Origin of the sequence: Frigidibacter albus (genome assembly GCF_009908165.1) — a bacterium.
Taxonomy (GTDB): Bacteria; Pseudomonadota; Alphaproteobacteria; order Rhodobacterales; family Rhodobacteraceae; genus Frigidibacter; species Frigidibacter albus.
This window is the reverse complement of the sequence record NZ_JAAAUC010000014.1, coordinates 1-11,901: the sequence shown is the minus strand read 5'-3', so window position 1 is coordinate 11,901 and position 11,901 is coordinate 1. Positions and strand designations below refer to the sequence as shown.

General features: G+C 66.4%; 12 protein-coding genes. 8 read left to right on the top strand and 4 right to left on the bottom strand.

The features are described 5' to 3' along the window. The first annotated feature begins 15 nt into the window (after nt 1–15). The 5 genes from GVY41_RS17810 to GVY41_RS17790 all read left to right on the top strand — a co-directional run bounded on the left by GVY41_RS17810 (nt 16) and on the right by GVY41_RS17790 (nt 4,499). Nucleotides 16–1,263 (top strand): lytic murein transglycosylase, encoded by a 1,248-nt coding sequence (locus GVY41_RS17810; RefSeq protein ID WP_161348363.1) that lies wholly within the window; start codon nt 16–18, stop codon nt 1,261–1,263. A gap of 19 nt (nt 1,264–1,282) precedes the next feature. Further along, on the top strand, nt 1,283–2,755 hold the full coding sequence (locus GVY41_RS17805; protein WP_229726109.1) for a sensor domain-containing diguanylate cyclase: 1,473 nt from the start codon (nt 1,283–1,285) through the stop codon (nt 2,753–2,755). Nucleotides 2,756–2,829: 74 nt separating this feature from the next. Further along, nucleotides 2,830–3,720, top strand: coding sequence for an SPFH domain-containing protein (locus GVY41_RS17800; RefSeq protein ID WP_161348362.1), 891 nt, complete (start codon nt 2,830–2,832; stop codon nt 3,718–3,720). Further along, nucleotides 3,720–3,995: an NfeD family protein gene (locus GVY41_RS17795; protein ID WP_161348361.1), complete on the top strand. Its 276-nt coding sequence runs from the start codon at nt 3,720–3,722 to the stop codon at nt 3,993–3,995. Before GVY41_RS17800 ends, GVY41_RS17795 begins: the two co-directional genes overlap by 1 nt. A gap of 111 nt (nt 3,996–4,106) precedes the next feature. After that, nucleotides 4,107–4,499: a hypothetical protein gene (locus GVY41_RS17790; RefSeq protein WP_161348360.1), complete on the top strand. Its 393-nt coding sequence runs from the start codon at nt 4,107–4,109 to the stop codon at nt 4,497–4,499. Nucleotides 4,500–4,551: 52 nt separating this feature from the next. On the opposite strand, the gene pyrF is transcribed toward GVY41_RS17790, so the two are convergent. Together pyrF and GVY41_RS17780 are read right to left on the bottom strand one after the other, a co-directional pair. Then, nucleotides 4,552–5,283 carry an orotidine-5'-phosphate decarboxylase gene (gene pyrF / locus GVY41_RS17785; protein ID WP_161348359.1) on the bottom strand — a complete coding sequence of 244 codons (732 nt, stop codon included), beginning with the start codon at nt 5,281–5,283 and terminating at the stop codon, nt 4,552–4,554. 65 nt (nt 5,284–5,348) lie between these two features. After that, a complete protein-coding gene (locus GVY41_RS17780) occupies nt 5,349–5,594 on the bottom strand; it encodes a hypothetical protein (RefSeq protein WP_161348358.1) in 246 nt (81 codons plus the stop codon). A gap of 224 nt (nt 5,595–5,818) precedes the next feature. Between GVY41_RS17780 and clpB the strand changes: the two genes are divergently transcribed. Beyond that, on the top strand, nt 5,819–8,434 hold the full coding sequence (gene clpB / locus GVY41_RS17775) for an ATP-dependent chaperone ClpB (RefSeq protein WP_161348357.1): 2,616 nt from the start codon (nt 5,819–5,821) through the stop codon (nt 8,432–8,434). Between the two features lie 62 nt (nt 8,435–8,496). On the opposite strand, the gene GVY41_RS17770 is transcribed toward clpB, so the two are convergent. Together GVY41_RS17770 and GVY41_RS17765 are read right to left on the bottom strand one after the other, a co-directional pair. Beyond that, complete coding sequence (locus tag GVY41_RS17770) at nt 8,497–8,979, bottom strand: fasciclin domain-containing protein (RefSeq protein ID WP_161348356.1); 483 nt, start codon at nt 8,977–8,979, stop codon at nt 8,497–8,499. Between the two features lie 192 nt (nt 8,980–9,171). Further along, nucleotides 9,172–9,606 carry a DUF302 domain-containing protein gene (locus tag GVY41_RS17765; RefSeq protein ID WP_161348355.1) on the bottom strand — a complete coding sequence of 145 codons (435 nt, stop codon included), beginning with the start codon at nt 9,604–9,606 and terminating at the stop codon, nt 9,172–9,174. A gap of 190 nt (nt 9,607–9,796) precedes the next feature. On the opposite strand from GVY41_RS17765, the gene msrP reads away from it, so the two are divergent. Then, a complete protein-coding gene (gene msrP / locus GVY41_RS17760; RefSeq protein ID WP_161348354.1) occupies nt 9,797–10,714 on the top strand; it encodes a protein-methionine-sulfoxide reductase catalytic subunit MsrP in 918 nt (305 codons plus the stop codon). Then, nucleotides 10,698–11,333, top strand: a complete 636-nt coding sequence (gene msrQ / locus GVY41_RS17755; protein WP_229726110.1) for a protein-methionine-sulfoxide reductase heme-binding subunit MsrQ — start codon at nt 10,698–10,700, stop codon at nt 11,331–11,333. Before msrP ends, msrQ begins: the two co-directional genes overlap by 17 nt. Nucleotides 11,334–11,901 lie beyond the last annotated feature (568 nt).

Sequence of the window (11,901 nt, the reverse complement as noted above, 5' to 3'; positions counted from 1 at the left end):
GCAGGACCACAGGATATGCGCATATCATTCATCGCGCTGGGACTCGTCTCGTCGCTGCTGCCCGGGTGCAGCGGCGCGGAGCGGTTTGCGGCCCCGGCATCGTTTGGAGGCAGCGCCCCGGTGACACGGAATTACACCGAAGCCGGGTTCGAGCAGTGGACGCAGGAGTTCCGGGCGCGCGCGATTGCGCAGGGGATCAGCCCGGCGACCTTCGAGCGGGCGTTCCGCACCGTCAGCTATGACGCCAGCATCATCGCCAGGGACCGCAACCAGTCCGAGTTTACCAAGACTGTCTGGGAGTATCTCGACAGCGCGGTCGCGGACAGCCGCATCGCCAATGGCCGCGCCGGGTTGGCGCGCCACGCGGCGGTGCTGGACCGGATCGAGGCGCGCTATGGGGTGGACAAGGAGGTCGTGGTCGCGGTCTGGGGGCTGGAGTCTTCCTTTGGCGGCTATCGCGGCAGCACCCCGATCATCCCGGCGCTGGCGACGCTGGCCTTTGACGGGCGGCGCGGGGCGTTCTTCGAGGCAGAGCTGATCGCGGCGCTGAAGATCGTGCAGGCGGGGGATGTCTCGCCCGAGGGAATGGTCGGCAGCTGGGCCGGGGCGATGGGGCATACCCAGTTCATGCCGACCAGCTACCTGGATTACGCGGTCGATTTCACCGGCGACGGGCGGCGCGACATCTGGTCGGACGATCCGACCGATGCGCTGGCCTCGACCGCTGCCTATCTGGCGCGGATGGGCTGGCAGCGCGGCCAGCCTTGGGGGGTGGAGGTGCGGCTGCCGCCGAACTTCAACCTGGGCCTGATCGGCAAGGGCACGACGCGCAGCACCGGCGACTGGGCGGCGATGGGCGTGGCGCCGGCTGCGGGCGGGTCGCTGCCGGGAATGGGGCCGTCGTCGATCCTGCTGCCGGCTGGTGTGCGGGGGCCGGCCTTCCTGATCGGGCCCAACTTCGCCGCAATCAGCCGCTACAATGCTTCGGACAGCTACGTGATCGGCGTTGGCCATCTGGCCGACCGGCTGGCGGGCAAGGGACCGTTCCAGCAGGGCTGGCCGCGGGGCGACAGGGCGCTGTCCACGGATGAGCGGCGGGAATTGCAGGAACTGTTGACACGCCGGGGCTTTGATACCGGCGGCACCGATGGCAAGATCGGGACCAACACGCTGACCGCCTTGCGGGCGTGGCAGGCCTCGGTCGGGATGGCGCCGGATGGCTATGCCAGCGTCGAAGTGCTGACGCGGCTGCGGGCAGGGTGACGGGAACAAGGTAGCGGCGATGGGACGAGTGGACAGCGTGGCGGCCTGGACCGAGATGGCCGGGTTTGACGAGGGCAGCGTCTTCGATCTGGCGCCGATCTCGATGTGGATCGAGGACTACAGCGGCATCCGCGCGCTGTTCGACCGCTGGCGCGCCGAGGGCGTGCAGGACCTGCGCGAATTTCTGGAAGCCGACCTCAGCCGCGTTGCCGCCAGCTCGGGCAGCATCAAGGTGCTGCGGGTCAATGCCAAGACGCTGGAGCTGTTCGAGGCGACCGACATGGCGCATCTGGTCGGCAATCTGGGAAAGGTGTTCCGTGACGAGATGCTGCTGACCCATATCGCCGAGCTGGAGCAGCTGTGGACCGGGGGCGCCAGCTTTGCCAGCGCGGCGGTGAACTACACGCTGGGCGGGCGGCGGCTGGATATCCAGCTGCGCGGCGCGGTGCTGCCGGGGCATGAGGATACGCTGGACCGGGTGTTGCTGACGGTCGAGGACGTGACCGGGCGCGAGGAGGCGCGGCGGCGCGAGCTGGCCAGCCGCCAGCACGCGGAGGGGATTTTCGAGCATTCTCCGGTGTCGCTATGGGTCGAGGACTTTTCCAAGATCCGTCAGCTGCTGGAGGATCTGCGCAACCGCGGCATTCAGGACATGCGGGTCTTCACTGACGTTCACCCCGAATTCGTGCGGCAATGCATGACCGAGATCCGGGTGATCGACGTGAACCACGCGACGCTGGACATGTTCGGCGCGAGTGACAAGGCGCATCTGCTGAGCCGGCTGCACACGGTCTTTCGCGGCGACATGGAGCCGCATTTCCGCGAGCAACTGATCGACCTGTGGCAGGGCAAGCTGTTCCAGAGCCGCGAGGTGGTGAATTACGCGCTCGACGGGTCCGAGCGGGTGGTGATCATGCAATTCTCGGTCCTGCCGGGGCATGAGGAGGATTGGTCGCGGGTGCTGGTGGCGCTGACCGACATTACCGCGCGCAAGAAGGCCGAGGCCTATCTGGTCTATCTGGGCAAGCATGACGTGCTGACCGGGCTGCACAACCGCGCCCATTACATCGACACGCTGAACCGGCTGGAGCGGCAGGGGGTGCGGCCGATGTCGGTGGTGCTGATCGACATCAACGGGTTGAAAGAGGTCAATGACCGGCTTGGCCATGATGTCGGCGACAGTCTGTTGCGGCGGCTGGGCGAGGTGCTGAAGGAAGCGGACGGAGAGCGACATCAGGCGGCGCGGATCGGCGGCGACGAGTTCGCCGTGCTGATGCCGCGCGCCGATGAGCAGGAGGCCGCGGCGATGATCGAAACCATCAACCGGCTGCTGGAGGTGAACAACCAGTTCTACAGCACCATCCAGCTGTCGCTGTCGATCGGCTGCGCCTCGGCCACCGAGGGCGAGACGCTGGAGGCACTGGTGCGCCGGGCCGACCAGACGATGTATCAGCAGAAGCGCGAGTTCTACGCGGATCGACGCAAGGGCTGACCGCGCGAAACCCTGCTTGGCGATTTGCTGTCGGAGCGGCATAGTCGCGACAGTGAATTTTGCCGGGGGCCAAAATGAATGATACCGTGGTGCAGGATCTGATCGGCGGCAACGCCGTGGTGCTTGCCATTGCCTTTCTCATTATTCTGTCGATCTTTCTGGGCGTGCGGATCGTGCCGCAGGCCGAAAAGCATGTGGTGGAGCGGTTCGGCCGTCTGCGCGCCGTGCTGGGGCCTGGGATCAACTTCATCGTGCCGTTTCTGGACCGGGTCGCGCACCGCATCTCGGTGCTGGAACGCCAGCTGCCGACGGCGCAGCAGGACGCCATCACCACCGACAACGTGCTGGTGAAGGTGGAGACCAGCGTCTTCTACCGGATCATCGAGCCGGAAAAGACCGTCTACCGGATCCGCGATGTGGATGCGGCGATTGCCACCACCGTGGCCGGGATCGTGCGGTCCGAGATCGGCAAGATGGAGCTGGACGCGGTGCAGTCGAACCGCAACGAGCTGACCGCGAAGATCCGCGAGCAGGTGGCGGCGATGGTCGATGACTGGGGCATCGAGGTGACGCGGGCGGAAATCCTCGACGTGAACCTCGATGACGCGACCCGGGCGGCGATGCTGCAGCAGCTGAACGCCGAACGCGCGCGGCGGGCGCAGGTGACGGAAGCCGAGGGCAAGAAGCGGGCCATCGAGCTGAACGCGGATGGCGAGCTTTATGCGGCCGAGCAGCTGGCCAAGGCCAAGCGGGTGCTGGCGGAGGCCGAGGCGTTTTCCACCGCGGTGATTGCCGAGGCGATCAAGGAGAATGGCATCGAGGCGGCGCAGTACCAGATCGCCATCAAGCAGGTCGAGGCGCTGACGGCAGTGGGGCAGGGTGCGGGCAAGCAGACGCTGATCGTGCCCGCCGCGGCGCTGGATGCCTTCACCGACGCGTTCAAGATGATCAAGGGGCGGCTGTGATGGCGCTGTGGCAATTGTGGTGGGTCTGGCTGGCTGGCGGCGTGGTTCTGGGCATCGCCGAGATCTTCCTGCCCGGCTTCGTGTTCCTGGGCTTTGCCATCGGTGCCGCCGTCACGGGGGTGTTGATGGGGCTTGGCCTTCTGGGCGGGAACCTAGCCTGGATGCTGCTGGCCTTCGCGCTGGCCTCGCTGGTCGCCTGGGGCGTGCTGCGTCGGGCGGTGGGTGTGCGCAAGGGCCAGATCAAGCTGTGGGACCGCGACATCAACGAGAACTGAGGGAGAGGTGCTTCGGGCGGTCGGCGGGTTCCTGCACAGAAAATTGGCAGCAGTGGAACCGCAACCCTTCGGCCGGGTTGAGCAGGCAGAACCTGAACACAGGAGCACGCTATGCAAGACCCGAAAATCACGAGCCGCGACCCCGCCTACAACCCGAACGTCGGCACCCCGCCGGTGCGCGAGAAGGGTAACAACAGCATTTTCTTCATCCTCGGTGCCATCGTCGTGGCGCTGGCGGTGATCTTCTTCCTGGTCTCGGGCGGCGATGATGCCACCGATACCACGGTGCCCGCCGACAATGGCGCGGTGATCGAGAATGACGCCCCGGCCACGACCGATCCGGCGGTGACCGACACGGCCCCGGCGATCCCGGATGCGACTGCACCCGATGCGACGGCCCCGGCCGAAACCGCGCCGACCCCGGCCCCGGATGCCCCGGCGGTTGACCCCGCTGCCCCGGCGACCCCGGATGCGACCGCCCCGGCTCCGGCCCCGGCCAACTAAGCGACCCTATGATGTGATGCAAAGGGCGGCCTTCGGGCCGCCCTTCTTGCGTTCAATTGTTCGGGCGGCGGGCTTGGGGTGAGGAGAGTTCGGCCACGATGGCCTGTGCGGCAGCCCGCGGATCGGCGGCGCGCCAGACCGGGCGGCCGACGACGATGTGGTCGACCCCGTCGGCAATCGCCTGCGCCGGGGTGGTGACGCGCTTCTGATCGCCCATATCGGCGCCGGCCGGGCGAACGCCGGGGGTGACGATCAGCTTGCCCTGCGCCTCGGGCAGGGCGCGGATCAGGGCGGCTTCCTGCGGCGAGGCGATGACGCCATCGGCGCCGGCAGCAAGGGCCCGGGCGGCGCGTTCGACCACGATCCCTGCCAGATCGCCGGGGCGGATCAGCGCGGCATCGAGATCGGCGCGGTCGAGCGAGGTGAGAATGGTGACGGCGAGGATCTTGGTGACCGAGCCGCCGGCGCCCTCTTTCGCGGCGCGCACCACGTTCGGATCGCCATGCACCGTCAGGAAATCGAGGTCATAGCGGGCCAGGCCGCGCACCGCAGCCTCGACCGTGGCGCCGATGTCGAAGAGCTTCATGTCAAGGAAGATGCGCTTGCCGTGTTCGTCCTTCAGCTCGCTTGCCAGCGCAAGGCCGCCGCCGGTGAGCATCCCGAGGCCGATCTTGTAGAAGGAGACCGCGTCGCCGAGCTTCTTGGCCAGTTCCAGCCCCGACAGCGCGTCGGGCAGGTCGATGGCGACGATCAGGCGGTCATCTGCGAGGGGGGAAAGGGACATGGGGGCTCCTGCGCTGGGTCGCGTCCATCTGGCGACTGGGCAGGGGCAGGTCAAGCAAGAAGGGCTCAGGCGGCGCGGCGGCCGCGGGGCAGGTCTTGCGCGTGGATGGCGTGCAGCAGCTTGGCGCTGGCCAGAAGCCGGTCGCGCAGTGGCGCGGCGCCGGGCGCGCGGGCGGGGGCGGAGGTGAGCACGCGGGCCTCGTAGGGCGGGGCCTGACCCTCGGGCTTGACCAGCAGCATCACCATCGCCTCGACACGGCCGAGGTCTTTCAGGTGGCGGGCGCGCAGGACGCGGGCGGAGAGGATGCGCATCAGGCGGGCCTTTCATGGGGAACGGTCATCGGGACCTCCATTGCTGCAGATCAGCCTGCCGCGCAGGTGTTGCGATATGGTTTCCGGGCTGTCGGATTTGTCGCAAGCGCCGGAGACTTGAAAGCCGGGGCGAGTGATCACACCTGAAGGACAAGACCCGGAAGGGCCGTGCCGCAGCGGCGGGCGGACCGGATGCCGGGGGCTTTTCGAAGAGGAGAGACCCGATGAACATGGAAAAGTTCACGGAACGGTCGCGCGGCTTCTTGCAGGCCGCCCAGACCATCGCCATGCGCGAGGGGCATCAGCGGCTGATGCCCGAGCACCTGCTGAAAGCCTTGATGGATGACGATCAGGGGCTGGCTGCCAACCTGATCCGCCGTGCGGGCGGCGAGCCTGCGCGTGTGGCCGAGGCGGTGACGGCCGCCGTGGCGAAGAACCCGAAGGTCACGGGCGACAGCGGGCAACCCTATGTCGATACCGCCACGGTGCGGGTGCTGGACGAGGCCGAGAAGGTCGCCAAGAAGGCTGGCGACAGTTTCGTGCCGGTGGAACGCATCCTGATGGCGCTTGCCATGGTGAACACCCGCGCCAAGGACGCGCTCGATGCCGGCGCGGTGACGCCGCAGAACCTGAACGCCGCGATCAACGACATCCGCAAGGGCCGCACCGCCGACAGCGCCAGCGCCGAGGAAGGCTATGACGCGCTGAAGAAATACGCGCGCGACCTGACCGAGGCCGCCGAGGAAGGCAAGATCGACCCGATCATCGGCCGCGATGACGAGATCCGCCGCACCATGCAGGTCCTCAGCCGCCGCACCAAGAACAACCCGGTGCTGATCGGCGAGCCGGGCGTGGGCAAGACCGCGATTGCCGAGGGGCTCGCGCTGCGCATCGTCAATGGCGATGTGCCGGAATCCTTGCGCAACAAGAAGCTGATGGCGCTGGACATGGGCGCGCTGATCGCCGGGGCGAAATACCGCGGCGAGTTCGAGGAGCGGCTGAAGGCGATCCTGTCGGAGATCACCAACGCGGCGGGCGAGATCATCCTGTTCATCGACGAGATGCATACGCTGGTCGGTGCCGGGAAATCCGAAGGCGCGATGGATGCGGCCAACCTGATCAAGCCGGCGCTGGCGCGGGGCGAGCTGCATTGCGTCGGCGCGACCACGCTGGATGAGTATCGCAAGTATGTGGAGAAGGACGCGGCCCTGGCCCGCCGGTTCCAGCCGGTGATGGTGAACGAGCCGACGGTCGAGGACACGATCAGCATCCTGCGCGGGATCAAGGAGAAGTATGAGCTGCATCACGGGGTGCGGATCAGCGATAGCGCGCTGGTGGCCGCGGCGACGCTGAGCCATCGCTACATCACCGACCGCTTCCTGCCCGACAAGGCCATCGACCTGATGGACGAGGCGGCAAGCCGGCTGCGGATGGAAGTGGACAGCAAGCCCGAGGAGCTGGACGCGCTGGACCGGCAGATCCTGCAGCTGCAGATCGAGGCGGAGGCGCTGAAGAAGGAAGACGACGCCGCCAGCAAGGACCGGCTGGAGGTTCTGGAGAAGGAGCTTGCCGACCTGCTGGAGCGCTCGGCCGAGATGACGGCCAAGTGGCAGGCGGAGCGCGACAAGATGGAAGCCTCGCGCACCATCAAGGAGCAGCTCGACAAGGCCCGGGCGGAGCTCGATCAGGCCAAGCGCGAGGGCAATCTGGCGAAGGCGGGGGAGCTGTCCTATGGCGTGATCCCGCAGCTGGAGCGCAAGCTGGCCGAGGCCGAGACCAAGGAAGACGGTCTGATGGTCGAGGAAGCGGTGCGCCCCGAGCAGATTGCGGAAGTGGTGGAGCGCTGGACCGGCATCCCCACCAGCAAGATGCTGGAAGGCGAGCGCGAGAAGCTGCTGAAGATGGAAGAAGAGCTGGCGGGCCGGGTGATCGGGCAGCGGCAGGCGGTGAAGGCCGTCGCCAATGCCGTGCGCCGGGCGCGGGCGGGCCTGAATGACGAGGGGCGCCCGCTGGGCAGCTTCCTGTTCCTGGGGCCGACCGGCGTTGGCAAGACCGAGCTGACCAAGGCCGTGGCCGAATACCTGTTCGACGACGATCAGGCGATGGTGCGGATCGACATGTCGGAGTTCATGGAGAAACACGCGGTGGCCCGCCTGATTGGCGCGCCTCCGGGCTATGTGGGCTATGACGAGGGCGGCGTGCTGACCGAGGCGGTGCGGCGGCGTCCCTATCAGGTGATCCTGTTCGACGAGGTCGAGAAGGCGCACCCGGATGTGTTCAACGTGCTGCTGCAAGTGCTGGATGACGGGGTGCTGACCGATGGTCAGGGCCGGACCGTGGACTTCAAGCAGACGCTGATCGTTCTGACCAGCAACCTTGGGGCCTATGCGCTGAGCCAGTTGCCGGAAGGCGCAGACCCGGCCCCGGCGCAGGCCGAGGTGAGGGAAGCGGTGCGCCAGCACTTCCGGCCCGAGTTCCTGAACCGTCTGGATGAGACGATCATCTTCGACCGGCTGACCCGTGATGACATGGGCGGGATCGTGACGCTGCAACTCAAGCGGCTGGAGAAGCGGCTGGCCGGGCGCAAGATCACGCTGGAGATCGACGCGGCGGCGCGGCAGTGGCTGTCGGACGAGGGCTATGACCCGGTGTTCGGCGCGCGCCCGCTGAAGCGGGTGATCCAGCGTCATCTGCAGGACCCGCTGGCCGAGATGATCCTGGGCGGCGAGATCCGCGACGGGGACACGGTTGCAGTCAGTGCCACGGAGGAAGGCTTGCTGGTGGGGGCGCGGGTGTCGCCCTCGGCCAAGGCCAAGGTGGAGCCGGTGGTCATCCACTGACCCCGCAGGCATCGCAAAGGAAAGGGGGCCGTCACCGGCCCCCTTTTTCGTGCTGTTCTGCCTTACATCGGCGGCAGGATCACTGCGTCGATGACATGGATCACGCCATTGCTGGCCTCGATGTCGGCGGTGGTCACGTTGGCCGCGTTCACCTTCACGCCGCCTTCGGTCATGATGGTGACATCGGCGCCCTGCACGGTGGCAGCGGTCATGCCGTTGGTCAGGTCGGTGGACATCACCTTGCCCGGCACGACATGATAGGTCAGCACCGCGGCCAGCTGCTCTTTGTTTTCCGGCTTCAGCAGGTCTTCGACGGTGCCGGCGGGCAGCGCGGCGAAGGCGGCGTCGGTCGGCGCGAAGACGGTGAACGGGCCTTCGCCCTTCAGCGTCTCGACCAGGCCGGCGGCCTGAACGGCGGCGACCAGCGTGGTGAAGTCGCCCGCGGCGATGGCGGTATCGACGATATCGGCGTCCTGCGCGAAGGCCGGCGCGGCGAAGGCAGTGGTCGCCGCCACGGTCATGGCCAGAAAGGTTCTGCGGATCATCGGTGTCTCTCCCGTTTGTAATTCATGGATGCCGCCGGTGATCGGCAGCCCAAGCGCTACGGGAGAAACGCGCGCCCGGATCAAAGGCGGTTTCCGCCGAGGGCCGTTGACATGACGCAACCGCGGACTAAGCCGCGGCCGCTTCGGATTTCAAGGCAAGAGAAGGTGATCGCGCGTGATCGGGCGTGAGCGTCAGCCCAGTGCCTCGGCCACGATCTCGGCCAGCATATCCTCGACCGCCTGCATCTCGCCTTCGGGGTAGTCCCGGTAGCCGACGGTGACGGTGCCTGGCGCGTCCGGCGTCTCATAGAGGAAGATGCCATAGGGGCAATACTGGATGTTGGCGGGGTCCACCTCCATCACCTGCCGGCTGACGGCGGCCGAGCAGAAGCTGAACACATCGGCCTGGGTGAAGACGGTGACGGTGCTGCCGACGTCTTCCTTGGTCCTCTCCAGCATCTCTCCGACACGGCTGAGATGGTCGACGACGAGGCCGCGGCCAACGATCGCGCTTTCCAGCGCGAAGGCGACGTTGTCGAAGCTGTCTTCCACGGTCTGGGTGATCGCCGGCTCTGCCGCCGCGGGGGCGGCGAAGGCGATGAGGGTGAGGATGAGGGCGCTCCGCATGGTTCCTCCCTGAAGCTGCGGTTTGGATGGGCCAGCATTGCCGCAATCGGCGGGTTTGGGAACCGCCAGATTGCCGCGGCAGGGCCACGTCTGGCCGGGCCCTGGCAAGAAAACAGGATCGTGAAGTAACTTCTGGGCCGCGTGCTACGTAGAATAGGGAAGGACCCGCAGCTCTCCCGGAGGATTTCGTATGACCTATCGCTTCAAGACGCCGCTGACCTGGGCGGACGTCACGCCCAAACCCGCCTTCCTGAACCGCCGGCAGCTGATGGCGGGCGCGGCCGCGCTGATGGCGACGCCGGCGCTGGCGCGGCTGACCTACACGCCGTCCGGCTATTCCACCGATGAAGCGCCGAACACGTTCGAGGAAATCACCGGCTACAACAACTTCTATGAGTTCGGCACCGGCAAGGAAGACCCCAAGAACAACAGCGGCGCCTTCACGACCGACCCCTGGGCGGTGCAGATCGACGGGCTGGTGGAGCGGCCCGGCAGCTATGACCTTGCCGACATCCTCGGCGGTGTGGCGCTGGAAGAGCGGATCTACCGCCTGCGCTGTGTCGAGGCCTGGTCGATGGTGGTGCCGTGGATCGGCTTCCAGCTGTCCACCTTGCTGGACCGGGTCGGCGTGCAGCCCGGGGCGAAGTTCGTGGCCTTCGAGACGGTGACGCGGCCCGAAGAGATGCCGGGCCAGCGCCGGGCGATCCTGGATTGGCCCTATCGCGAGGGGCTGCGGATCGACGAGGCGATGAACCCGCTGACGATTCTGGCGACCGGGCTTTATGGCGAGGAGATGCCCAAGCAGAACGGTGCGCCGATCCGGCTGGTGGTGCCGTGGAAGTATGGCTTCAAGAGCATCAAGAGCATTGTGCGGATCAGCCTGACGGAAGGCGAGCCACCAGCGACCTGGAAGCAGATGCAGGGGTCGGAATACGGCTTCTATGCGAACGTGAATCCCGAGGTGGACCATCCGCGCTGGAGCCAGGCCAGCGAGCGGCGGGTGGGGGCGGGCCTGTTCGCCGGCCGGGTACCGACGCAGATGTTCAATGGCTATGGCGACGAGGTTGCCGGGCTTTATGCGGGGATGGACCTTGCAAAGAACTACTGAAGCGACGGCGCCAGCCCCGGACCTTGCCACCCGGTTCAACGGCGCGCTGCGGCGGGTGCCGGTCTGGGCGGTCTATGGGCTTGGCGTCCTGCCGGCGGTCTGGCTGTTCTGGCAGGCCGCCACCAACACCCTTGGCATCGACCCGGTGCGCGAGATCGAGCACCGGCTGGGGGAGCTGGGTCTGCAGTTCATCGTGGGCGGTCTGGTGGTGACGCCGCTGCGTCGCATCGCGGGGCTGAATCTGCTGCGGTTTCGGCGGGCGATCGGGCTGATCGCCTTCTTCTATGTGCTGGCGCATCTGGCGGCCTGGCTCGTGCTGGATATGGGGATGCTCTGGGGGCAGGTGGCGGCCGATATCTGGAAGCGGCCTTACATCACCATGGGCATGGCGGGGTTCCTGATGCTGCTACCCTTGGCGCTGACCTCGAACAATTGGTCGATCCGCAAGCTGGGGGGCGCGCGCTGGCGGTTGCTGCACAAGCTGGTCTATCCGGCGGCGCTTGCGGGGGCGGTGCATTACCTGTGGCTGGTGAAGGCCTGGCCGGTGGAGCCGTTCCTCTACCTTGGGGGAATCATCGCGCTGCTGGCCATAAGGGTGTGGTTTGCGCGGGGGAGGTGACTCGCGGCTGATACGGAGGCGACTCGGGGGGTGATTTGGGTGATTGCTCTGGGTGCCGCAGGGTCACTTGGGGCGATACCGGCGATGGCGCGAAACCGAGTCTGTGGATAAGCCAAAACGGGTGTCGCGATACCCCCTGCTTCGCGTAACATTCTGTCGCCGGGCCCCGCGCCATGGTGGCGGGCAGGGGGTTAAACCGCAAGATATTGGGGTTTTATGACGGCGATGCAGAAAATGTCATCTTTCCCGAAAAAAGCCCTTGCGGCCCCCGGCCTCCATCCGTAAATAACGCCTCACCGAAGCGGCACACACCGCAACGGGGCGCCGGACGGGTCGCAAGACACTGAAGGCAAACGAAAAACTGGAGACAAGGTTCGGCGGGCGCGCTGAGGAAACAAGGCGCATCCGGTTTGATTTTGTCTCGTGCTCTTTGACATTTTAGATTTACTGAAGAGATATGTGGGCGGTTTGGTCTGTTTCGATGGACGAACGCTGCATATCGGCTCTTTAGGGTTTCGGCCCGATGATGAGAGTGTCAGCTTCACTGTTTGGCGGCTTCGTTGGAAAC